The sequence below is a fragment of the Acidovorax sp. NPDC077693 genome (assembly GCF_044542805.1).
Lineage (GTDB): Bacteria > Pseudomonadota > Gammaproteobacteria > Burkholderiales > Burkholderiaceae_C > Acidovorax.
Genome location: NZ_JBITVD010000023.1, coordinates 87,944 through 109,987, shown reverse-complemented (window position 1 = coordinate 109,987; position 22,044 = coordinate 87,944). Strand labels below are relative to the sequence as shown.

Genomic DNA, 22,044 nt, shown 5'->3' with positions numbered 1-22,044 from the left:
TTCTCGCCTCCCATGGCCTGGTCTGCAGCGCAGGCCATGTGGTGCAACTGCGCGCGGTCATTGCCGACGTTAGTGACCTCGTGCGCGACGATCAGGTGGTGCCTGACATCGACAGCGGTCTGCACGTTGTAGCCCACCAGGCCTGATCCCTTGGCCTGAGTGGCCATCGACCGTGCATCAGGATCGGTGAGGGAGACCTGGCCATCGGGCAGGCCCTTCAATTGCTCTTTGAGCCCATCGAGTTGCCGCATCTGCTCACGCAACTTTCTTAGCTTCTCTTGCAGTCGTTCGGTCTTGGCTTCAACCTCTGTAGGCTGCGTGCGGTCGGCAGTCTCCAGCGCGTCTAGGTAACGCTGGATACTCTGCTCGATCTGCTGCTGGCGGGCTTCGATCTTGCCGGTTGTGAAGTGGCAGTCACGGCTGTTGACGGCCTTGAATTTGCTGCCATCGATCGCCACGATGGCCTGTGAGAAGAGGTCCAGTTGTCGGCACATGGCGATGAAGCGCTTGCAGACGTTGCGGATGCCAGCGCCGTTGCTTCGACGGAAGTCGGCGATGGTCTTGAAGTCTGGTGCAAGGCGCCCGGTCAGCCACATCAGCTCGACATTGCGCTGGGCTTCGCGCTCCAGGCGGCGGCTCGACTGGATGCGGTTCAAGTACCCGTAGATGTAGAGCTTGAGCAGTACGGCCGGGTGGTACGCAGGCCGGCCAGTGACCGCAGGATTGATCCCATCGAAACCAAGTGCCCGAAGATCCAGTTCGTCGACAAACACATCGACAACGCGCACCGGGTTGTCTTGTGCGATGTAGTCGTCCAGGCACTCCGGTAGCAGGGTGACCTGTTGTCGGTCTTCGCCTTCGATGAATCGCTTCATGGGCACCTCGCTCGGATCAGGTTCCGCAATTTTAGTTTTGGGTAGCGGTTTAGGGTTGGGTTTTCACACAGCCTCGGCCCGTTGCAGACTTTTGGCTTCCCCCCGGGAGCAGCCGTCTATGAGGCAGACGCCAGCTTGCCCGTGTCTATCCTCTCGATCGAACGGTTAGGCGTCACCGAGGTAACCCCTCTCCACCTGCTGCTGCTGATTCTTAAAGATGGCCATAGCAGTCTTCATCCGCATGAAGCCGAACTTACTATAGAAAGGCTCCTTGCCGGGGACCGCGTACAAGACGATTTTCTTGTGGTCGCACGACATTTCCACTAGGGCACTGACAACCTGTTTGCCAAGCCCTGTGCCTTGATGGCTCGGCAATACCGCAATGTCGCAGAGGTACGAGCAGTCTCCGCCATCAGCCAGCGCACGCCCCACCGCCACGAGCTTCGTATTCTCGTAAACGAAACACTTGAACATGCTGTTTGAGAAGATCTTCTGCAGGTAGAGCGGCTCCTTCTCGCCCAATGGGGCGGCCCGATACAAGGCAGAAAGTTCTTCCCAGTCGATTCCATCGGTGGAGTGTTTCCATTTGAATGTCACTTGTGGCTCCAATGTCAGCTTCTGGCCGGGTTGCGCCGCTAAAGCTCAAACGCCCCTTTGAACTGCTCAGGCCAAACAACAACGTACTTCTCGCTGGTCTTTAGGCGCTTTGCGACCACCGTATCGTTCAACACTCCCCTCAGCTTCAGAAATGCATAGACGCGCTCAAGAACCGGCGCCCACGTGCTCGTAGGGTAGATGAAAATGTTGAACTTGCTTGGCCCGATGTCATGGCCGTCGACCAAGGCAAAACTATTCTGGGAGAACGCCTGAATCAGCGTCTCTTCGATATGCAGCAACGAATCGAGGCTGGTGGACTCAGTTATCGGAAGCTGAACGATGAGCTGATTTCTAGGCATGTTGTTTTGCGTTGCGAGCGAGCTAGGCACCGTAGTGAATGACCGATGGTGGCCGGTTGGTGGCGCCGCCTTTATCACATGCAAGCGTCGTGCACCTCTCGCCCCAATGCCAAGCTCATCCTCGCACACAAGACTGTAAGCCATCCAATCCACAAATCCGTCTCGACCACTCCGGAAAATTGCATTCCGCCGGGCTCGACTGAGGCCCATATATGCCGGGCATCGCCCTCCCGACCGTACCAAGCGGGTCCATTCGTACTGTCTAGCCAGCCATCCATCGACTCATACACGGTAGTAACTTTGTCCCAGTTTTTCTGGGCGAGGTCGTACGAAATATTCAAAGTAATGTCTTGCTGCAATATTTCCCCCCTCTTTAAACAATGGCCGATAGCGGAAGTCTAGCCCTGTCGCCCGCCTGCCAGGCGGGAACAACTGTGCGCCGCCACCTCGCGAGGTACCTTTTTTCACGGTATGCCATCGCCAGCATGGATGTGGCCAGATGTGTGGGGCTGTTGTCGTTGCAGCCATCCAGGCAAACACCGACACTGGTTCCATGCCCCCATCCATCCGCACAGTCGCCTGCCTGATCTACCCCGACGTCATGAGCCTGGATGCGGTCGGGCCGTTGCAGGTCTTCGGCTCGGCCAATGCCGAGCGCGCGGGCCACGGCCTGCCGCCGGCGTATGCGCTGTGCCTGGTGGCGGAGGCCGCCGGGCCTGTCACCACGTCGGCAGGGTTTGCGCTGGTGGCCAATGCCGGCTGGCGCACGCTGGACGCGGCGCAGCTGGACACCGTGCTGGTCGCTGGCGGCGATGGCGTCATGGCGCAATTGGGCAACACCGCGCTGCAGCAATGGCTGCGCGGCGCAGAGCCGCAGGTGCGCCGCATGGGCTCGGTGTGCTCGGGCGCGCTGCTGCTGGCGCATGCCGGGCTGCTTGATGGGCTGCATGCCACCACCCACTGGTGCCGCACCGACTTGATGCGCCGCAACTATCCCGCGGTGAAAGTGGACGATGACTGCCTGCACACCTACGATGCGGCCAGTTCGGTGTACGGCCACCTGTTCACGTCGGCTGGTGTCACGGCGGGCATCGACCTTGCGCTGGCGCTGGTGGAGGCCGACCTGGGCCGGCCCATGGCGTTGGCCGTGGCGCGGCGGCTGGTGATGTTCATGCGACGCCCGGGCGGGCAGGCGCAGTTCAGCGCGCTGCTCGCGCCCGAGACTCGGCATGCGCCGCGGCTGGCGGCGCTGCTGGAATGGATCCCTTCACAGCTGGGCGGCGACCTGTCGCTGGATGCACTGGCCGAGCAGGCCTGCATGCCGCCGCGCACACTGACGCGCGTGTTCCAGCGCGAGCTGGGTACCACGCCCGGGCGGTATGTGGAGCGCGTTCGCGTCGAGGCCGCCTCAAACCTGCTTTCGCAGGCCCAGGCATCGGTCTCCACCGTCGCGCGGTTGTGCGGCTTCGAGCACCCCGAGAACCTGCGCCGCAGCTTTCACAAGCACCGCGCCGTGAGCCCGCAGGCGTATGCGCAGCGCTTTGGCGCGGGTGCGCTGCTCGACTGACTCTCGCCCCATCGCGCCCTCTCTCTCACCCACCGCCCTTGCTTTGCGCCCGTACGGCGCGCCATCGAAAGTCGATCCATGCTGCTCTTGCGCAATGCGTCTGTTCGCCTGCTGTTCGCGGGCCAGGCCCTGTACTGGGGCTGCTCCATCATCGGCATCACGCTGACCTCCATCGTGGGCGCGCGGCTGGCGCCCTGGCCGGTGCTGGCCACGCTGCCGCTGGCGCTGCTGGTGCTGGGCAACCTGGTGGCGGTGCAGCCGCTGTCGCTGTTCATGCAGCGCCGGGGGCGGCGTGCGGGGCTGCAGGCCGGCGCGCTCTTTGGCGTGGCGGGCGGGCTGGTGAGCATGGTGGGCGTGCAGTGGGGCAGCTTTGCCGTGTTCTGCGCGGGCACGCTGGCCATCGGCGCGTATCAGGCCTCGTCGGGCTACTACACCTATGCGGCGCTGGAGGCGGTCGACCCCATGCAGAAAGGCCGTGCCGCGGCCTGTGTGGTGGCGGGTGGCCTGTGTGCGGCGGTGTTTGCGCCGCCGCTCGCGCTGTGGTCGCGCAATGTGCTGGCCACGCCGCTGGCGGGCGCGTACCTGGCCATTGCGGTGCTGGCCGCGCTGGGCTGGGCGGTGATGGCGCTACTGCGCGAGGGCGTGGCGCCCAAGCCGGCGGCGGGCGGCATGGCAGCCATGCGCAGTCTGCTCGTGCGGCCCGGCCTGCGGGCAGCGGTGGTGATGACGGCCATCGGCCACGGATTGATGATTCTGGTGATGAACGCCACGCCGCTGGCGATGGAGGTGTGCGGATTTTCCGCAGCATCGGCGGCGCAGGTGATCCAGTGGCATGTGATCGGCATGTTCGCACCTGCGCTGTTCTCGGGTGTGCTGGTGGACCGCTTCGGCAGCCGCAGCGTGGCGGCGGTGGGCGCGGCGTGCCTGGCGGCCAGCGCGGTGGTGGCGCTGTCGGGCCTCTCGTTCACCGAGTTTTTGGCCAGCTCGTTCCTGCTGGGCACGGGCTGGAACCTGATGGTGATCTCGGGCACCACCCTGCTGGCGGAGAACCACGCACCCGGGGAGCGCGGGCAGGCCCAGGCGCTGATGCAGCTGGCCAACGGCATCGTGGCGGCGATGATGTCTTTTGCCTCTGGCGCGCTGCTCAGCGGCGTGGGCTGGACGGCCATCAACGCGGTGGCGCTGCCGCTGCTGGCCGTGGCGGCGGGCCTGCTGTTCGTGCGGGGGCGCGGCGCACCGGCTGCCGCGGGCTGATCAGGCCGCCATCGAACGCTCGCGCACGAAGTCGATGAAGCGCGCGAGGGCCGGGTTGTTGAGCGCGGCGGGCCACACCAGGCTGGTCTCGCACACGGGCAGCAGCGGCTCGGCTAGGGATTTCGCTGCGTTGACCCTGGTCTTGGTCTTGGCGGTTGCAGGCCCAAAAGCATCGGCCGCGCGGTACACCACGCCCTCGCGGCGGAACTGGGTCACGCTCTCGGGCACCCAGGCCACGCCCAGGCCGCCCCACACCAGGTTGACGATGGTCTGCATCTGGATGGCCTCTTGCGCCACCACGGGCACGCGGCCAGCCGCGTGGTACAGCGCGAAGACGGCATCGTGCAGCGAGGGGACGATGCGGCGCGGAAAGATCACCAGCGGCTCGGCCAGCACCTCGGGCAGATCCAGGCGCGGCGCCAGCGCCAGGGGGTGGCTGGCCGGTATCGCCAAGACCAGGGGCTCCTGCGCCACGGCCAGGCGCGCGAGTTCGGGCGGCGCGAAGCCCGGCGAATGCAGCATCAGCCCCGCGTCGAGTTCACCGCGCGAGAACAGCGCACGCTGCACGTCGCCTGTGGCCTCCACCAGCTCCAGCGACACCTGCGGGCACAGCACCCGAAAGTCGCGCACCCATTCGGGCAGCCGCTCAAAGCCGATGGTGGAGACGAACGCCAGCCGCACCCGCCCCACCTCGCCCGCCGCTGCCGCACGCGCGCGCACCGGAAGCGCCTGCGCGCGCTCCAGAAAGTCGCGCACATCGGGCAGCAGCGCCTCGCCCGCCGGTGTCAGCGCCACGCGGCGGCGCGTGCGGTCGAACAGCATCACGCCCAGCGACCGCTCCATCTGCGCGATGGCCTGGGTCAGCGGCGGCTGGGTCATGTGCAGGCGGATGGCCGCGCGGCCGAAGTGCAGCTCTTCGGCCACGGCCACGAACTGGCGCCAGGCGCGCACGTCGATGAGTGGTTCTTTCATTGCGCTGGTGATCGATTGATATGTTTTATATATTACTGAAGCCCGCGAAAGGGATTGGAAACACCCGTCCAAACCTCGCATACTTGCACCCCGACAGCCGAAGACCCGTGCGCCCGTCCCTGCGGCGTCTTCCCATTACAACGACTCACCCCCCACCAGGAACAACGCCATGGCAGACAGCAAGACCATTCCGATCCAGCCCATCAACCACCGCAGCGCCAACATCACGCAAGGCAAATCGCGCGCGCCCAACCGGTCCATGTACTACGCCATGGGCTACGAAGAGGGCGACTTCGTCAAGCCCATGGTCGGCGTGGCCAACGGCCACAGCACCATCACCCCGTGCAACAGCGGCCTGCAGAAGCTGGCCGACGCGGCCATCGCAGGCATCGAGGAAGCAGGCGGCAACGCCCAGGTGTTCGGCACGCCCACCATCTCGGACGGAATGGCCATGGGCACCGAAGGCATGAAGTACAGCCTGGTGAGCCGTGAAGTCATCAGCGATTGCATCGAGACCTGCGTGGGCGGCCAGTGGATGGACGGCGTGCTGGTGGTCGGCGGCTGCGACAAGAACATGCCCGGCGGCCTCATGGGCATGCTGCGCGCCAACGTGCCTGCCATCTACGTGTACGGCGGCACCATCCTGCCGGGCCGCTACCAGGACAAGGACCTGAACATCGTGAGCGTGTTCGAGGCCGTGGGCGAGAACGCCGCCGGCAAGCTCAGCGACTTCGACCTCAAGGAGATCGAAAAGCGCGCGATCCCCGGCACCGGCTCGTGCGGCGGCATGTACACCGCGAACACCATGTCCAGCGCCTTCGAGGCCCTGGGCATCAGCCTGCCGTATTCGTCCACCATGGCCAACCCGCACGACGAGAAGATGAACTCGGCCAAGGAATCGGCCAAGGTGCTGATCGAGGCCATCAAGATGGACCTGAAGCCCCGCGACATCGTGACCAAGAAGGCCATCGAGAACGCCGTGGCCGTGATCATGGCCACCGGCGGCTCCACCAACGCCGTGCTGCACTTCCTGGCCATCGCGCACGCAGCGGGCGTGGAATGGGACATCGACGACTTCGAGCGCATCCGCAAGCAGACCCCCGTGCTGTGCGACCTCAAGCCCAGCGGCAAGTACCTGGCTGTGGACCTGCACCGCGCAGGCGGCATTCCGCAGGTCATGAAGGTGCTGCTCAATGCTGGCCTGCTGCATGGCGACTGCATCACCATCAGCGGCAAGACGATTGCCGAAGTGCTCAAGGACGTGCCCGATGTGCCGCGTGCCGACCAGGACGTGATCCGCAACATCGACAACCCCATGTACGCGCAGGGCCACCTGGCCATCCTGAAGGGCAACTTGAGCCCCGAAGGCGCTGTCGCCAAGATCACCGGCCTGAAGAACCCTGTCATCACTGGCCCGGCCCGCGTGTTCGACGACGAGCAATCGGCCCTGGAAGCCATCCTGGCCGGCAAGATCAAGGCGGGCGACGTGATGGTGCTGCGCTACCTGGGTCCCAAGGGCGGCCCCGGCATGCCCGAGATGCTGGCCCCCACGGGCGCGCTGATCGGCGCCGGCCTGGGCGAAAGCGTGGGCCTGATCACCGACGGACGGTTCTCCGGCGGCACCTGGGGCATGGTGGTCGGCCACGTGGCGCCCGAAGCGGCAGCGGGCGGCACCATTGCCTTTGTCAACGAAGGCGACAGCATCACCATCGATGCGCGCCAGTTGCTGCTGGAGCTGAACGTGCCCGAAGAAGAAATCGCCAAGCGCCGCGCCGCCTGGACGGCCCCCGCTCCGCGCTACACACGCGGCGTGCAGGCGAAGTTTGCCTTCAATGCATCGAGCGCGAGCAAGGGTGCTGTCCTGGACGCCTATTGAGCGTTTATCGATGGATGGGCGGGTAGGCAGGCCTCGGGGCCAGCCCGCCGTGCACACCGGAAACAAAAAAACGCCCACGGCACGTTGCCATGGGCGTTTTGTTTTCTAGCGGTTGTTCGCGGCAGCCTTGCGCACTGCAACGGTAAGCAAAACTGCCCGACGGACGCGCGGCCCCGGGGCGAGACCGCAGCGCGCCTCAGCGAGGCTTGCGTGGACGAATGCCCAGGGCTTCCTTGTTCTTGTTGATCCGGTCCTGCTTGCGCTGGTCCATCTTTTCCATGGCTTTACGTTTGGTATATCCGGTGGAATCAGCCCAGGCCCACCATAGGACAGTGGCACCGAAAGGCGCCATGATCCACCACCAGGACCAGTTGGCGACAGGGCCGATTTCGAAGTATTTCAGCGCCAGCAAAATCAGTGAAAGGCCCAGCAGATACATCGCAATCTCCAGAAAATGCCATCAAAGGCTCGATTGACCGGGCACGCAGGCATGTCAACCCAAGTCACTACAATCCCATTAAAAGAACTGTAACCCAACCCACAGGAAAACCCACCATGAAGCGCACCCTGATCACACTCGCGATGACACTGTCGGTTGCGGCCCCCGCGATGGCCGACCAGGCGCTGGCCACGGCCAAGAACTGCATGGCCTGCCACGCGGTGGACAAGAAGCTGGTGGGTCCGTCGTACAAGGACGTGGCAGCCAAGTATGCAGGCCAGAAGGACGCCGTGGACAAGCTGGCGGCCAAGATCATCAAGGGCGGCGCGGGCGTGTGGGGCCCCGTCCCCATGCCCGCCAATGCGCAGGTCAATGATGCCGATGCCAAGAAGCTGGCGGCCTGGGTGCTGACGCAGAAGTAACCACCACTGCCGGTTTGACGGCCATCTTGAGCCCGATGGCCTGAGTTAAAAAACAGCCGCGTCACTTGAAAAGGTGACGCGGCTGTTTTCATGGTGGTTGGCCCTGTTGAGGTGGCTGGCCTCTGACCAGCCACACTTGCGGCTACACGATGGGCGTGACCACCTGATGGGCTTGATCGCGCGTGCGCAGTTGATGCTCCAGCTGGCCCACATAGGCGGCCGTGGCGTTGTCCGACTCTTCGACGCGGGTGGCCAGGCGCTGCTCCAGGGTGTCGAGCCGCGCGAGCACGGCCGTGTGGGCCTGGCCCTGCTGGATTTCCAGGAAGTGCCGCAGTTCAGTGAAGCGCGAGGCCTCGGCCTTGTCGGCCAGTTCACGCTGGACCTGCATTTCCTTGGTGTGGCGGCGCGTCTCCAGCAGCACGGAGCCCTGCAGCGACAGCACGTAGGCCACGAAGAAGATGGCAAGCAAGGTGGTGAGGCCGAGCATCAGCAGGCCCAGGGGCGCCTCGACCGTGGTCAGCCCGAGCGACACCGTGGTGGGGACGGCCAGCATCGGCCAGTTGAGGAAGGCCAGTGCGGCGATGGCCAGCACGACGAGAAACAGGACGGCAGAACGAAAGTGCATGGTGAAATCTCCGGTAGGCAGCGTGCGGCCTTGCCAGAATGGGCGGGCCGGTCACGCGGTGCCGCCGTTGTAACGCATGCCAATGGGGTTGGCGCGGCCGGGCCGGCGATTTCAGATGGTGTCCTACAGGGGATCCATGGGCTGCGGCTTCGATCACGTCCAGTAGGTGATTGACCCGGGTTTTGTGGCGACATCACATCGCTGCGCGATATGAGTGTCCACGAATCCTGCAAGCGCTGCGCGCGGGCGCTGTTGCACGGCGCCCTTCTCGATCAGTTGGCCTTGGCCAACTGATCGAGAATTGCAGGATTCTCCAACGTACTGGTGTCCTGCGTGATGGCCTCGCCCTTTGCAATGCTGCGCAGCAGCCGGCGCATAATCTTGCCGCTGCGGGTCTTGGGCAGGTTGTCGCCGAAGCGGATGTCCTTGGGCTTGGCAATCGGGCCGATTTCCTTGGCGACCCAGGCGCGCAGTTCGTTGGCGATCTGCTTGGCCTCCTCGCCGGTGGGGCGCGAGCGCTTGAGCACCACGAAGGCGCAGATCGCCTCGCCGGTCACGTCGTCGGGGCGGCCCACCACGGCCGCTTCGGCAACCAGGTCGGTCTTGGAGACCAGGGCCGATTCGATCTCCATCGTGCCCATGCGGTGACCCGACACGTTGAGCACGTCGTCGATGCGGCCGGTGATGCGGAAGTAGCCGCGGTCCGCACTGCGCACCGCGCCGTCGCCGGCCAGGTAGTAGCCCTTGAGCTCTTCGGGGAAGTAGGCCTTCTTGAAGCGCTCGGGGTCGTTCCAGATGGTGCGGATCATGCTCGGCCAGGGCTTCTTGATGACCAGGATGCCGCCCGCGCCGTTGGCGACGTCGTTGCCGGTTTCATCCACGATGGCGGCTGCGATGCCGGGCAGGGGCAGCGTGCAGCTGCCAGGCACCAGCGGTGTGGCCCCGGGCAGCGGGGTGATGACGTGGCCGCCGGTTTCGGTCTGCCAGAAGGTATCGACGATGGGGCAGCGCTCGCCGCCCACGTTCTTGTGGTACCACATCCAGGCTTCGGGGTTGATGGGCTCGCCCACGCTGCCCAGGATGCGCAGGCTCGTCAGGTCCGAGCGCGCGGGGTGCACCGCGGCGTCGCCTTCGGCGGCCTTGATCAGCGAGCGGATGGCCGTGGGTGCGGTGTAGAAGATCGAGACCTTGTGCGTCTCGATCATCTGCCAGAAGCGGCCTGCGTTGGGGTAGGTGGGGATGCCTTCGAAGACCACCTGCGTCGCACCCGCCGCCAGCGGACCGTAGGCCACGTAGGTGTGGCCGGTGATCCAGCCGATGTCGGCCGTGCACCAGAACACATCGTCGGGGCGCAGGTCGAAGGTCCAGTCCATCGTGAGCTTGGCCCACAGCAGGTAGCCGCCCGTGGCGTGCTGCACGCCCTTGGGCTTGCCGGTGGAGCCGCTGGTGTACAGGATGAACAGCGGGTGCTCGGCACTCACGGGCACGGGAGCGCACGCGGTGCTTTGCCCGGCCAGGATCTCGTCGAAGGTCTTGTCGCGCCCGGCCACCATGTTGCATGCGGTGGCAGTGCGCTGGTAGACGAACACGTTGCGGATGGTGTCGCAGCCGCCGGCAGCCAGGGCCTCGTCGATGATGGCCTTGAGCGGCAGTTCCTTGCCGCCGCGCATCTGGTAGTTGGCAGTGATCACGGCAACCGCGCCCGCGTCGATGATGCGCTCCTGCACGGCCTTGGCACTGAAGCCGCCGAACACCACGCTGTGCGTGGCGCCGATGCGCGCGCAGGCCTGCATGGCGATCACGCCCTCGATGGTCATGGGCATGTAGATCAGCACGCGGTCGCCCTTGGCCACGCCATGGGCCTTGAGCGCGTTGGCGAACTGGCTCACGCGGGCCAGCAGTTCCTTGTACGTGATCTTGGTGACCGTGCCGTCGTCGGCCTCGAAGACGATGGCGGTCTTGTTCTCGGTGGGCGTACCGATGTGGCGGTCCAGGCAGTTGGCGCTGGCGTTGAGTTCGCCGTCGTCGAACCATTTGAAAAACGGGGCGTTGGATGTGTCGAGCGTGCGGGTGAAGGGCTTGCTCCACTGCACGTTCTCGCGCGCCAGGCGGGCCCAGAAGCCTTCGAAGTCCTTGTCGGCCTCGGCGCACAGGGCGTCGTAGCCCGCCATGCCCGAGACGCGGGCGGCTTTGACGATGGCGTCCGACGGCGGGAACACGCGGTTCTCAACCAAAACGGATTCGATCGCGGATGTGGGCGCACTCATGGTGTTGTCTCCTGGTTTTTGATGGAATGGTCTGACAGGCACCGGCCGGCGGGAGCGGCTTTGCGCGCCCCGCGTCGCCCGCCCGGCCTGTCTTTTCTGTGAATTGGGCGGTACTGTCGGACGCCGCACTTACAAGCCACTGACTGGCACGAAGCTTACAGAAAGAGCGCCCCCTGCGCGCCGCGCCGCCATGAAAACTGCGTTGTGGCCTTCGCTGCCTGCGCCTTCGCCTCCAGCCGCTATCCCAAGGCCGGCGAGCGGTCATGCGCTTCTTCTAGAATCGCGCGACCCGATCCAACCCCACCGCCCATGTCCCTCCCCAAAAAATCCGGCACGCCGGTCGCTATGCGTCCCCTTCCTTCCTTGATCTTTGCCAGCCGCTGGCTGCAGCTGCCCCTGTACCTGGGGCTGATCCTGGCGCAGGCGGTGTATGTCTTTCACTTCTGGGTGGAACTGGTGCACCTGATCGAGGCGGCGTTCGGCAACACCGCCGCGCTCAAATCGCTGGTCTCCAGCATTGGCTACAAGAGCGACTTTGAAGTCACCGCGCTCAATGAGACCATCATCATGCTGGTGGTGCTGGCGCTGATCGACGTGGTGATGATCTCCAACCTGCTGATCATGGTGATCGTGGGCGGGTACGAAACCTTCGTGTCGCGCCTGCACTTGGAGGACCACCCCGACCAGCCCGAGTGGCTCAGCCACGTGAACGCCTCGGTGCTCAAGGTCAAGCTGGCCACCGCCATCATCGGCATCAGCTCCATCCATTTGCTCAAGACCTTCATCAACGCCGCCAACTACGACGTCAAGGTGCTGATGTGGCAGACCATCATCCACGTGGTGTTCCTGCTCAGCGCACTGGCTATCGCGGCAACCGACCGGCTGATGGCGCACTCCACACCGCCGGTTCGCCACTGAACGGCTGCTGCAGGCCGAGGCGCCTGCGTCTTCAACGCCTCCGGCGCGCTGGTGCGGCCCCAGGCGCTTTCCCCCGCGCGAAACTGCAACAGAACGCTTCGCCTTCCCGAAGCGTCGATCTCGACCTGAGCGCCCCGGACCGAACCGCCAATGCTGCTGACATGCAGCATCGGCCGGGATACCGGGGCGTTTTGTCGTCTCCGCAGCTCCTTGCCAAGCGCAGGCAACGCGCGGATTGCCGTACATCTGATTACGCATTGGCAGCGGTCGAGAGGAACTTTGAGCCTTCCTCAACGCAGAATTCTGGCGCCACGCCCATGACCATTGGACCTGGGCACGAGGCACCCGCCACCCTTTTCTGCGCTTTTCCTTGAATCCCATGCACACCAAGTTCTCTGCCCAGCGTTTCCTGGGTTTAGCTCCGCTTTTGCTGATCGCCTTGATGGGATGCGGCCCCAAGCCGGACGCGGCCACAGCCGACGCCCCGGCGGCCCCTTCCGCCAACCCAGCCGTTGCCAATTCGGCCACAGCCAACACCGCCGCCGAGCCCGCCCCGCCCGCTGCGGCAGACAACCTCAACGCCAAGCTGCAGACCTACATCAACTGCTACAACCGGCTGGACGAGCGCGCCCACCGCACCATCAGCCGGTATGCCAGCTGGGTCAAGAACATGCAGGCAGGCCCCACCGGCAACGAAATGGTGGTCTACGGGCTGTACTCCATCTCCAGCGACGACGTGACCGCCTGCGCGGCCCAGTTCACGCAAGCGGCCGCCCTGTCCCCGGCCCTGCCCGCACTCGACGCCGCTGGCAAGAACTACATGGCCTCGCTCTCGGCCATGGACAAGCTCGTGGCCGACGCCTACACCTACTACGACCGCGAAAACTACAAGGACGACAAGTTCGCCAAGGGCAAGGCCATCCACGGCCCCCTGGTGGCCAGCTTCGAAAGCTTCGACCAGGCCAGCACCGTGTTCTCGAAAGCGCTGGATGCCGAAAACGACAACCTGCTGGCCGCGCAGCTCGCGCAGATCGAAAAGACCCAGGGCCGCAAGCTGCCGTACTACCAGATGGCGTTGATGAACAAGGCCAAGGGCCTGGCCGATGTGCTGGGCGACGAGACCTTCGATGCCGCCGCTGCCGCACCGCGCCTGCAGGCCTACGAGGCCATGGCCGATGAAGCCATGGCGTTCGCCAAGCCGATCAAGGACGAGGTGCCGCACGGCTGGTCGAGCTTCGAGCGCAGCGCCGAAGAGTTCCGCAAGGCGTCCAAGGAGCGCTTTCGGCGCGTGCGCGACAAGGTGCCCTACAACGACGGCGAGCGCATGATGCTCAAGCCCGGCAGCGGCTGGATGGTGGAAGGCAGCAGCGAAAAGCTGGTCAAGGCCTACAACGACCTCGTGAACGCCAGCAACGCGCTGTAGCCGCAGCACCCGGGCCGGGCACCTGCGCACGCGGGCGGCCCGGCTCCCAGATTTCTCCGCAATCGGTGGGCACAGTGCAGGCCATACCCACTTGCAGGAGAACTACCATGGCCCGATTTTCTGCCGCCATTGCGCCCACCGCCACTTCGTCATCGCCGGCCGCGACAGTCGCACCACCGAGTTCAACACCCGCCAGCCGCCGTTTCGCCCTGAACGCCCTGGGCTCGCTGGGCATGGCCACCTTGCTGGGCTGCGGCGGCGGGGGCAGCGACAGCGAGTCCACCGACACCGCCGGTAGCGGTAGCGGCACCAGCACGGGCACCGGCACGGGAACGACCACCGATACGGGCACCGGCACGACAGGAACGGGCACCACGACCACCTGCTCGGTCGTGCCCGAAGAGACCGCCGGCCCCTACCCGGCCGATGGCTCCAACGCCAGCAACAACACCTACAACGTGCTCGCGCTCAGCGGCATCGTGCGCTCGGACATCCGCTCCTCCATCGGCTCGTCCACGCAGGTCAGCGGCGTGCCGTTCACCATCACCATCACGCTGACCAACACCAACGCCAGCTGCGCCACGCTGTCGGGCTACGCCATCTACCTGTGGCACTGCACGCAGGACGGCAACTACTCGGTCTACAGCTCCAACAACATCGCCGACAACTACCTGCGCGGCGTGCAGGCTACCGATGCCAACGGCACGGTCACCTTCACCACGATCGTGCCGGGCTGCTATGCGGGCCGCATGCCGCACATGCACCTGGAGGTCTACCGCAGCCTGTCTGCGGCCAGCAATGCCAGCAACAAGATCAAGACCACGCAACTGGCCTTCCCCACCGCGCTGCTGAGCACCATCTACAACGCCAATTCGGGCTACAGCGCCAGCGTGCGCAACCTCGCGTCCATGTCGTTCGCCACCGACAACGTGTTCAGCGACGGCACCACGCTGGAGATGACCACCATGCAGGCCAACAGCGGTGGCGGGTACTCGGCCCATATCACGATCTCTGTGGCTGCATAGGCTCCCCCTGAGTCGCCTTCGGCCCCCCCGGAGGGCGACGCGCCCGATCGCCCGGCAAAGCCGTTTCAGTCCCTGACCGCCCTGAGTCGCCTTTGGCGCCTTCCCCCGAGGGGACGCACCCGATGGCCCGGCGAAGCCGGTTCCATGGGTGCACGTGGCTGGGGCGCGCCGGTTTCGACCAGTGTGCGGAGCGTGCGGACCGTCGCTCCTCGCCAAGCGTCGCCAGCGCCGCTGCCGCCCACAACGGCTCACCAGTCACCAGTCCATGCGGGCCGCAACGGACTCGCTTTTTTCTTTTCTTCAACCACCTCAAGGAATCTGCACCATGCTTCTTCGTTCTCTTCACCACTGCAGCCTCGCACGCGCAGCGCTCGTGGCCGTGCTCGCCGCAATGTCCGCGACACCGGTGCTCGCGCAACCCCAGGGCCGCCAAGGTCCGCCCGCGCCGCCGCCCGAGGCGTATGCCGCCTGCCAGGGCAAGGCCGAGGGCGCCAGCGTCACGCTGACCATGCCGGACGGCAAGTCGCTCGCGGGCACATGCCGCACAATGGACGGCACCCTGGTGGCCATGCCTGCGGGCGGGCCCGGCGGTGCAGGCGGCCCGCCGCCCGCACGCTGACCTCCCTTTGAAGCCGTTTCGCTGTCCCGATGCCTTCACTCACCCTGCACCGCAAAGCCTTTCTGGCCCTGGCCGCCTTGCTGGTGGCCCTGCTGCTGATCTTTGCGGGGTTTTCGCGGCTGGGGCTGCAGCGCGGGCTGGGGCCGTACGTGGCCGAGATCGAACTCGCACGCATGGACTGGCTGGCAGAGCGCCTGCAGGCACACTACCTGCAGGTGGGTGGCTGGGACACGCTGCGCAACCAGCCCGGCCTGTGGGGCCGGCTCAGCCACCCGGGCGGCGGCCAGCGCAGGGCGGGTGGTGGCGCGGCCGACGGCTTCGCCCCGCCCCCGTCCATGGGCAACGCGCCCTCCGGCACCACTTCGTCGGCCGAGAGTGCCAACCCATTTGCGGGCCCGTACGGCGGCCCTCCCCGCGCCGTCACCGGCGAGCGCAGCGGTGGCTGGCAGCCCCCACCCCAAGGCGCCGCGCCGCCGGACGGGCCACCGCCCGACCAGCGCGGCAACAGCATGGGAATGACGGGCCCGTCGGCCGACGGCCGCCCGCCCCTGCCGCCGCAGCGCCACCCCGACGACCTCTACCCCCGCCTGGGCTTAGTGGATGCGCAGGACCGGCTGTTGGCGGGCACCGCACCACAGCCCGGCGGCGCACGCCTGGCCTTGCGGGGTGCCAACGGCGCCACCATCGGCCACCTGGTGCTGGCGCCACCCCAAGGCGTGCGCAGCGAAGCCGACCAGGCCTTTCTGGCGCAGCAGCTGGGCTTTGTGGTCTGGACGGGCCTCGCTGGGCTGGTGCTGGCGCTGCTGCTCTCGGGCTGGCTGGCACGGCGGTGGCTGGCACCGGTCGATGCGCTGGCCAGCGGCGCACGCGAGATCGCACAGGGCCACCTGCACACCCGCGTGCCGGTGCACGGCCACGACGAAATGGCCCAACTGGCCCGCACCTTCAACACCATGGCCGAACAGCTCGGCAGCATCGAGGCCTCGCGCCGCCAGTGGCTGGGCGACGTGGCCCACGAGCTGCGCACACCCCTGGCGGCGATGCGCGCAGAGATCGAGGCCGTGCAGGACGGCGTGCGCACCTTCGACGACAAGACCGCGCTGCGCCTGCACCGGCAGGTGATGCGCCTCATCCAGCTGGTGGGCGACCTGCGCGCCAGCCTGGACGCAGCGGGCACCAGCGCGCCGTCGGCCCAGGTGCCGGTGCACCCGCTCTCGCTGCTGTCCGAAGCCCTGGCCTCGATGCGCCCGCGCCTGGCGCAGGCCCGCATCGCCGTGGACACCATGGGCCTCGACGCGCTGGCCACGCAGTCGCCCGCGCCGCTGGTGCGGGGCGACGCGCAGCAACTGCACCAGGTGTTCCTGAACCTGCTGGAAAACAGCCTGCGCTACACCGATGCGGGGGGCCTGCTGCGCATCGCGGCGTTCGAAGCCGAGGCCCCGGGCGGCGCACCGCTGCTGCGCGTGCAACTGGACGACAGCGCGCCGGGCGTCGCCGCACACGAGCTGCCCCGCATCTTCGAGCGCCTGTACCGGGCCGACACCTCGCGCAACCGCGACCACGGCGGCTCAGGCCTGGGCCTGGCCATCTGCCGGGCCATCGTGCTGGCGCATGGCGGCACCCTGGCGGCCGAGGCGTCGCCCCTGGGCGGCCTGCGCATCACGCTGGACCTGCCCCTGCTGGACAACTCCCCATCCACCCCGTGACATGACCCACCGCATCCTCGTCGTTGAAGACGAACCCGACATCGCCACCATCGTGGTCGACTACCTGCGCCACGCGGGCTACGCCGTCGAGCACCACGCCGACGGCCGCACGGCGCTGGCCAGCATGCTGGCGGCGCCGCCCGCGCTGACCCTGCTGGACATCATGCTGCCCGGCATGGATGGCCTGGAGGTGCTGCGCCAGGCCCGCCGCCACACACAGCACCCCATCATCATGCTGACCGCCCGCGTGGAAGAGGTGGACCGCCTCATCGGCCTGGAGCTGGGCGCCGACGACTACATCTGCAAGCCGTTCTCGCCGCGCGAGGTGGTGGCCCGCGCCAAGGCCGTGCTGCGCCGCGCCGCGGCCGCGCCGCCGCCGCCGCCGGGCACCACCACCACCGTGGCGGCGCTGGTACTCGACGAGCTGCACTGGCAGGCCACGCTGCACGGCACGCCGCTGGGCCTCACGCGGCGGGAGTTTCGGCTTCTGCAGGTGCTGGCCCGCCACCGCGGCCGCATCTTCTCGCGCGCGCAGCTGCTGGACCAGGCGTACGACGACACGCTCGATGTGAACGAGCGCGCCATCGACAGCCACATCAAGAACCTGCGCAAGAAGCTCAAGGCCGCCAGCGCCGACGGCAGCGACTGGATCCGCTCGGTGTACGGGGTGGGCTTTGCGCTGGACCCGAGCGCGACTGCGGGTGACTGACAGGACGCGCATCAGGACGCACAGGCCGCGGCGTGCAGGCAGGAGCGCCTGCGCAGGGGCTGCTTGCGCAGACCCGCCCACACAGCACGCATCCCATCGACGCTGCCGCATCCAGGTTTGCTATCAATTAAATAGCTGGTAGCGCCCGTCCATCAAGCGGCAGGACCATTTTTTACTCGAATGGATGGCGCCATCAGCCAAGAGTCCGGCCGATGTCTCACTTTGCCGCACGCAGCGCACCTACACCGCCGCAGACCAGGCACGGGTCTGATCGGGCCACCCATTGGTCCATCCTCCATACCGCCCCGATGCCCGCTACATCCTCTTCGACCCGCGCATCTGCGCCCCCCAAAGCCACAACCCCCCGCCAGCCCAGGCTACCCGGTGGCCTGGTGTACGTCACGCCCGACATGCCCGGTCTGTCGCGGGTGCCCAGCGGCGAAAAGGCGTTTCGCTACCGCCAGCCCGACGGGCAGTGGCTCAAGGATGCGGAAGAGATCGCCCGCATCCAGCGCCTGGCCATCCCGCCGGCGTACACCGACGTGTGGATTTGCCCGCGGCCCAACGGCCACCTGCAGGCCACCGGGCTCGACGCGCGCGGACGGCGCCAGTACCGCTACCACGCGCAGTGGCGCGCGCAGCGCGACGAGGGCAAGTTCGAGCACATGCAGGCCTTCGGGCGTGCGCTGCCGCGCATCCGCGCCCGCGTGGCACGCGACCTGGCCGCGCACCGCAGCGGCCAGCCGCTGTCGCGCACGCTGGTACTGGCCACACTGGTGCGCCTGCTGGACACCACCTATCTGCGCGTGGGCAACGAAGAATACGCCGCCACCAACAAATCGTACGGCCTGACCACGCTGCGCACGCGGCATGTGCAGGTCAAAGGCAGCCAGCTGACGCTGCGGTTTCGCGGCAAGAGCGGCGTGCAGCAGGAGGCCGAACTCAGCGACCCCCGTGTGGCCCGCGTGGTGCGGCACTGCCAGCAGTTGCCGGGGCAGGAGCTCTTCCAGTACGAAGATGAGGACGGCACCCCGCGCACCGTGGGCTCGGGCGACGTGAATGACTACCTGCGCGAGATCACGCACGGCGCGTCCGACACCGACGGCGATCACTTCACCGCGAAGGACTTTCGCACCTGGCACGGCACCACGCAGGCGCTGGAGCTGACGCGCCTGGCGTGCACACAGGCCGACGCCGCAGACCCCACCGACAAGAGCGTGCGCTACACCGCCAAGACCATCCTCGCCGAGGTGGCGCGCCAGCTGGGCAACACGCCCGCCGTGTGCAAGAAGTCGTACGTGCATCCCGCGGTGCTGGAGCTGGGCTCGCGCCTGGCATCCGACGCCGGGCCCGGCATGCAGGACGTGTGGGACCGCATCGGCGGCAGCGCGTCGCCACGCGGCCTGAGCGCGGCAGAGCGCCGCTTGCTGGCGTTCTTGCGCAAACCGCGCAAGACACCCAAGACGCCGAAAGCCTCCAAAGCCGGCAAGGTACAGGTGCGCGCACAAGCCAAGGCATAGGTGACACGCGGGAGGCAGGCACGCAGGCAATTTTCGTCAACAGGCTGCGGGGTGTCGCGCAGGTGCCGCGCGCCCCCTGATGCCGCAAGCCGCATCGCTAAACTGCGAAGCTGCGCTTTTCTCCACCGCCCTTCAGCCCGGCCCTGCGCACAGGCCGGCTCCGTTCATCTGCAGCCTGCCGCCATGTCCACAGACACGCTTTCCACGCCAGAGTCCGCGAATCTCCTGGCCGACCGCCACCAGCAACGCCCCTTCCTGAGCCTGCCCGAACGCGAAGCCATCAACCGCGGCCGCTGGTTCGCCGCGCTCACGCCATCGCTGCGGCACGACATCTTTCGGCTGGGCCGCGTCACACGCTACACCCACGGCCAGATGATCGTAGAGCAAGGCGACCTGGCGCAGGACTGGTTTGCGTGCGCAAGCGGCGCCATCCGGTTTCGGCGCACCACGCCGTCGGGCAAGCAGGTGACGCTGGCCTATGTGGAGCCCGGCATCTGGGTGGGCGAGGCCGAGGTGCTGCACCGCGGCCCCAACACCTACGACGCGCACGCCCATGGCCCCACCACGGTGCTGAGTGTGGCCGAGGACGTGTTCCGCCAACTGCTGCGCGAACATTCGGAGTTCGGTGAGGCGCTGCTCACGCTGCAGGCGCGCCGCATGCGCTACCTGTACTGGATGATGGAAGACATGGCCACCGTGCCCCTGCGCGCGCGGCTGGCCAAGCAGTTGCTGCACGTGCTGCGCCGCTTTGGCGAGCGCGCCGCCGTGCCCGGCCAGCGCGGCGCCATCGGGCTGTCGCTGGTGCAGGACGAGCTGGCGCAACTGCTGGGCGGATCGCGCCAGCGCATCAATGTGGAATTGAAGTGGATGGAGCGCGAAGGCATCATCGGCATCCACCAGCGCAGCATCGTGGTCTACCAGCAGGAGCAGCTCGAAGCGCTGGCGCAGCAGGAAGCGTCGCAGCACGGTGACTGACGGTCACGGCACTGCACGAACGCAGGACTGGCGAGGATGGCGGATATCGGGCCAACAGTGTTCGGCTCCGATACTCTGGCGCTTGTTGCGTCCCCCGGCCTGCGATCAACGCCCGACCATGTGGCCCGGCACCACCCACTGGTCGAACTGCTCGCCCGTCACGTGGCCCGAGGCCACAGCCGCTTCGCGCAGGCTCGTGCCTTCCTTGTGCGCCTTCTTGGCAATATAGGCCGCCTTGTCGTAGCCGATGTGGGTGTTGAGCGCGGTCACCAGCATGAGCGAGCGGTCCACCAGCTCGGTGATGCGCTCGCGGTTGGGCTCGATGCCCACGGCGCACTGGTCGTTGAAGCTCACCATGCCGTCGGCCAGCAGACGCACGCTCTGCAGGAAGTTGTGGGCCACCATGGGGCGGAAGACGTTGAGCTCGAAGTTGCCCGAGGCACCGCCGAAGTTGATGGCCACGTCGTTGCCGAACACCTGGGCAGCCAGCATGGTCACCGCCTCGCTCTGCGTAGGGTTGACCTTGCCGGGCATGATGGACGAGCCAGGCTCGTTCTCGGGGATGCTCAGCTCGCCGATGCCGCTGCGCGGGCCGCTGGCCAGCCAGCGCACGTCGTTGGCGATCTTCATCATGCTGGCCGCCAGCGTCTTGAGCGCGCCGTGGGCGTGCACCAGGCCGTCCACCGAGGCCAGGGCCTCGAACTTGTTGGGCGCGGTGACGAAGGGAAGGCCCGTCAGGCGCGCCAGCTCGGCTGCGGACTGCTCGGCATAGCCCTTGGGCGCGTTCAGGCCCGTGCCCACCGCGGTGCCGCCCAGGGCCAACTCATACAGGTGGGGCAGCGCGGCGCGCACATGGCGCTCGCCATGGTCCAGTTGCGCCACGTAGCCCGAGAACTCCTGGCCCAGCGTGAGCGGGGTGGCATCCTGCAGATGGGTGCGGCCGATCTTGACGATGCCGTCGAAGTCCTGCGCCTTCTTCGCCAGCGTAGCGCGCAGCTTGGCGATGGCGGGCAGCAGCTTGTGCGTGAGCGCCTCCACCGCGGCCACGTGCATGGCGGTCGGGAACACGTCGTTGCTCGACTGGCTGCGGTTCACGTCGTCGTTGGGGTGGACCAGGCGGCCTTCGCCGCGCTCGCCGCCCAGGATCTCGCTGGCGCGGTTGGCCAGCACCTCGTTGACATTCATGTTGGTCTGCGTGCCCGAGCCCGTCTGCCACACCACCAGCGGGAACTCGCCCGCGTGCTGGCCGGCGATGACCTCATCGGCCGCAGCCACGATGGCGTCGGTCTTCTTCGCATCCTGCAGGCCCAGGGCCTGGTTGACCACGGCCGAGGCACGCTTGACCTGGGCCAGCGCCTTGATGATCTCGCGCGGCTGCTGCTCGCCCGAGATGTCGAAGTTCTGCAGCGAGCGCTGCGTCTGCGCGCCCCAGAGCTTGTCGGCAGGGACCTCGATAGGGCCAAAGGTGTCGCGTTCGGTACGGGAGGTCATGGGCAGCGGTTCTCCAAGAAAAAAACAGAAAGCGGGCGGGCAGACGGCGCGGCCCCGGCGAGGCCGCGATGGGGACCGGGGGGAGGGCTTGCGTCTGACGCCCAAGAGCAGCCGGAACACCGGCGCGCCCGGCAGCATAATGCAAAAACGAACCATTCTCATTTGTTAGCCTGGATGGCCTGTGCACGAGCATGGCGCGGCCAGTGTGCGTCAAGCCCCGCCGCAGCGGGCAGCCGACCGCGCCGCCACCACTGCTGGTGGGGGCATGGCCGGCGAACGGTCCCTTCAGCACCACCCAGCCCGCCAAGCCCGCCAAGCCCGCCAAGCCCTCAAGCCCCCACGCCAGCGCGCCTTGGCACCGGTCGATACACTTCGACGCGCGCGGCCGTGCCCTGCCCCCTGCAT

The 22,044-nt window shown here is 66.7% G+C and carries 20 protein-coding genes; 12 read left to right on the top strand and 8 right to left on the bottom strand.

Annotated features, from left to right (window positions below):
* The 3 genes from ACIGHN_RS25640 to ACIGHN_RS25630 form a co-directional block, all read right to left on the bottom strand.
* A partial coding sequence (locus ACIGHN_RS25640) for a transposase (protein WP_396506959.1) occupies positions 1-875 on the bottom strand: 875 nt, incomplete at its 3' end.
* A gap of 165 nt (positions 876-1,040) precedes the next feature.
* A complete protein-coding gene (locus ACIGHN_RS25635; protein WP_396506958.1) occupies positions 1,041-1,472 on the bottom strand; it encodes a GNAT family N-acetyltransferase in 432 nt (143 codons plus the stop codon).
* Positions 1,473-1,510: 38 nt separating this feature from the next.
* A complete protein-coding gene (locus tag ACIGHN_RS25630) occupies positions 1,511-1,771 on the bottom strand; it encodes a hypothetical protein (protein WP_396506956.1) in 261 nt (86 codons plus the stop codon).
* 613 nt (positions 1,772-2,384) lie between these two features.
* Between ACIGHN_RS25630 and ACIGHN_RS25625 the strand changes: the two genes are divergently transcribed.
* Both ACIGHN_RS25625 and ACIGHN_RS25620 read left to right on the top strand, forming a co-directional pair.
* The gene (locus ACIGHN_RS25625) at positions 2,385-3,398 is read left to right on the top strand and encodes a GlxA family transcriptional regulator (protein WP_396506954.1); all 1,014 of its coding nucleotides are present in this window, start codon (positions 2,385-2,387) and stop codon (positions 3,396-3,398) included.
* Positions 3,399-3,476: 78 nt separating this feature from the next.
* Positions 3,477-4,652: an MFS transporter gene (locus ACIGHN_RS25620; RefSeq protein ID WP_396506953.1), complete on the top strand. Its 1,176-nt coding sequence runs from the start codon at positions 3,477-3,479 to the stop codon at positions 4,650-4,652.
* On the opposite strand, the gene ACIGHN_RS25615 is transcribed toward ACIGHN_RS25620, so the two are convergent.
* Positions 4,653-5,624, bottom strand: coding sequence for a LysR family transcriptional regulator (locus ACIGHN_RS25615; protein ID WP_396506951.1), 972 nt, complete (start codon positions 5,622-5,624; stop codon positions 4,653-4,655).
* A gap of 169 nt (positions 5,625-5,793) precedes the next feature.
* Between ACIGHN_RS25615 and ilvD the strand changes: the two genes are divergently transcribed.
* A complete protein-coding gene (ilvD, locus tag ACIGHN_RS25610; RefSeq protein WP_056418630.1) occupies positions 5,794-7,500 on the top strand; it encodes a dihydroxy-acid dehydratase in 1,707 nt (568 codons plus the stop codon).
* Between the two features lie 196 nt (positions 7,501-7,696).
* Here ilvD and ACIGHN_RS25605 read toward each other — a convergent pair whose 3' ends face one another.
* Positions 7,697-7,939, bottom strand: a complete 243-nt coding sequence (locus ACIGHN_RS25605; protein ID WP_056418634.1) for a TIGR04438 family Trp-rich protein — start codon at positions 7,937-7,939, stop codon at positions 7,697-7,699.
* A 116-nt stretch (positions 7,940-8,055) separates the two neighbouring features.
* On the opposite strand from ACIGHN_RS25605, the gene ACIGHN_RS25600 reads away from it, so the two are divergent.
* Positions 8,056-8,361 carry a c-type cytochrome gene (locus tag ACIGHN_RS25600; protein WP_056169700.1) on the top strand — a complete coding sequence of 102 codons (306 nt, stop codon included), beginning with the start codon at positions 8,056-8,058 and terminating at the stop codon, positions 8,359-8,361.
* 142 nt (positions 8,362-8,503) lie between these two features.
* Here ACIGHN_RS25600 and ACIGHN_RS25595 read toward each other — a convergent pair whose 3' ends face one another.
* Both ACIGHN_RS25595 and acs read right to left on the bottom strand, forming a co-directional pair.
* On the bottom strand, positions 8,504-8,986 hold the full coding sequence (locus ACIGHN_RS25595) for a hypothetical protein (RefSeq protein WP_056169702.1): 483 nt from the start codon (positions 8,984-8,986) through the stop codon (positions 8,504-8,506).
* 272 nt (positions 8,987-9,258) lie between these two features.
* On the bottom strand, positions 9,259-11,253 hold the full coding sequence (gene acs / locus ACIGHN_RS25590) for an acetate--CoA ligase (RefSeq protein WP_396506948.1): 1,995 nt from the start codon (positions 11,251-11,253) through the stop codon (positions 9,259-9,261).
* Positions 11,254-11,562: 309 nt separating this feature from the next.
* Here acs and ACIGHN_RS25585 point away from each other — a divergent pair, with 309 nt between their 5' ends.
* From ACIGHN_RS25585 to ACIGHN_RS25550, 8 genes are all read left to right on the top strand, one after another.
* Positions 11,563-12,171 (top strand): TIGR00645 family protein, encoded by a 609-nt coding sequence (locus ACIGHN_RS25585; RefSeq protein WP_056418639.1) that lies wholly within the window; start codon positions 11,563-11,565, stop codon positions 12,169-12,171.
* Positions 12,172-12,550: 379 nt separating this feature from the next.
* A complete protein-coding gene (locus tag ACIGHN_RS25580) occupies positions 12,551-13,594 on the top strand; it encodes a YiiG family protein (RefSeq protein WP_396506946.1) in 1,044 nt (347 codons plus the stop codon).
* Positions 13,595-13,701: 107 nt separating this feature from the next.
* A complete protein-coding gene (locus ACIGHN_RS25575; protein WP_396506944.1) occupies positions 13,702-14,619 on the top strand; it encodes an intradiol ring-cleavage dioxygenase in 918 nt (305 codons plus the stop codon).
* 325 nt (positions 14,620-14,944) lie between these two features.
* A complete protein-coding gene (locus ACIGHN_RS25570) occupies positions 14,945-15,238 on the top strand; it encodes a hypothetical protein (RefSeq protein WP_056418648.1) in 294 nt (97 codons plus the stop codon).
* 29 nt (positions 15,239-15,267) lie between these two features.
* On the top strand, positions 15,268-16,944 hold the full coding sequence (locus tag ACIGHN_RS25565; RefSeq protein ID WP_396506943.1) for an ATP-binding protein: 1,677 nt from the start codon (positions 15,268-15,270) through the stop codon (positions 16,942-16,944).
* Position 16,945: 1 nt separating this feature from the next.
* Positions 16,946-17,653 (top strand): response regulator, encoded by a 708-nt coding sequence (locus tag ACIGHN_RS25560; protein ID WP_396506941.1) that lies wholly within the window; start codon positions 16,946-16,948, stop codon positions 17,651-17,653.
* A 308-nt stretch (positions 17,654-17,961) separates the two neighbouring features.
* Entirely contained in the window at positions 17,962-19,173 is a 1,212-nt protein-coding gene (locus tag ACIGHN_RS25555; RefSeq protein ID WP_396506939.1) for a DNA topoisomerase IB, read from the top strand.
* Positions 19,174-19,356: 183 nt separating this feature from the next.
* Positions 19,357-20,148 (top strand): Crp/Fnr family transcriptional regulator, encoded by a 792-nt coding sequence (locus ACIGHN_RS25550; RefSeq protein ID WP_396506938.1) that lies wholly within the window; start codon positions 19,357-19,359, stop codon positions 20,146-20,148.
* 105 nt (positions 20,149-20,253) lie between these two features.
* Here ACIGHN_RS25550 and fumC read toward each other — a convergent pair whose 3' ends face one another.
* Positions 20,254-21,639 (bottom strand): class II fumarate hydratase, encoded by a 1,386-nt coding sequence (fumC, locus tag ACIGHN_RS25545; RefSeq protein ID WP_056418662.1) that lies wholly within the window; start codon positions 21,637-21,639, stop codon positions 20,254-20,256.
* Between the last annotated feature and the right edge of the window lie 405 nt (positions 21,640-22,044).

Bases quoted from the DNA above. Each gene is read 5' to 3' on its own strand.
- ACIGHN_RS25625 (WP_396506954.1), top strand. From the start codon at position 2,385: ATGCCCCCATCCATCCGCACAGTCGCCTGCCTGATCTACCCCGACGTC.
- ACIGHN_RS25620 (WP_396506953.1), top strand. From the start codon at position 3,477: ATGCTGCTCTTGCGCAATGCGTCTGTTCGCCTGCTGTTCGCGGGCCAG.
- ACIGHN_RS25615 (WP_396506951.1), bottom strand. From the start codon at position 5,624: ATGAAAGAACCACTCATCGACGTGCGCGCCTGGCGCCAGTTCGTGGCC.
- ilvD (WP_056418630.1), top strand. From the start codon at position 5,794: ATGGCAGACAGCAAGACCATTCCGATCCAGCCCATCAACCACCGCAGC.
- ACIGHN_RS25605 (WP_056418634.1), bottom strand. From the start codon at position 7,939: ATGTATCTGCTGGGCCTTTCACTGATTTTGCTGGCGCTGAAATACTTC.
- ACIGHN_RS25600 (WP_056169700.1), top strand. From the start codon at position 8,056: ATGAAGCGCACCCTGATCACACTCGCGATGACACTGTCGGTTGCGGCC.
- ACIGHN_RS25595 (WP_056169702.1), bottom strand. From the start codon at position 8,986: ATGCACTTTCGTTCTGCCGTCCTGTTTCTCGTCGTGCTGGCCATCGCC.
- acs (WP_396506948.1), bottom strand. From the start codon at position 11,253: ATGAGTGCGCCCACATCCGCGATCGAATCCGTTTTGGTTGAGAACCGC.
- ACIGHN_RS25585 (WP_056418639.1), top strand. From the start codon at position 11,563: ATGTCCCTCCCCAAAAAATCCGGCACGCCGGTCGCTATGCGTCCCCTT.
- ACIGHN_RS25580 (WP_396506946.1), top strand. From the start codon at position 12,551: ATGCACACCAAGTTCTCTGCCCAGCGTTTCCTGGGTTTAGCTCCGCTT.
- ACIGHN_RS25575 (WP_396506944.1), top strand. From the start codon at position 13,702: ATGGCCCGATTTTCTGCCGCCATTGCGCCCACCGCCACTTCGTCATCG.
- ACIGHN_RS25570 (WP_056418648.1), top strand. From the start codon at position 14,945: ATGCTTCTTCGTTCTCTTCACCACTGCAGCCTCGCACGCGCAGCGCTC.
- ACIGHN_RS25565 (WP_396506943.1), top strand. From the start codon at position 15,268: ATGCCTTCACTCACCCTGCACCGCAAAGCCTTTCTGGCCCTGGCCGCC.
- ACIGHN_RS25560 (WP_396506941.1), top strand. From the start codon at position 16,946: ATGACCCACCGCATCCTCGTCGTTGAAGACGAACCCGACATCGCCACC.
- ACIGHN_RS25555 (WP_396506939.1), top strand. From the start codon at position 17,962: ATGCCCGCTACATCCTCTTCGACCCGCGCATCTGCGCCCCCCAAAGCC.
- ACIGHN_RS25550 (WP_396506938.1), top strand. From the start codon at position 19,357: ATGTCCACAGACACGCTTTCCACGCCAGAGTCCGCGAATCTCCTGGCC.
- fumC (WP_056418662.1), bottom strand. From the start codon at position 21,639: ATGACCTCCCGTACCGAACGCGACACCTTTGGCCCTATCGAGGTCCCT.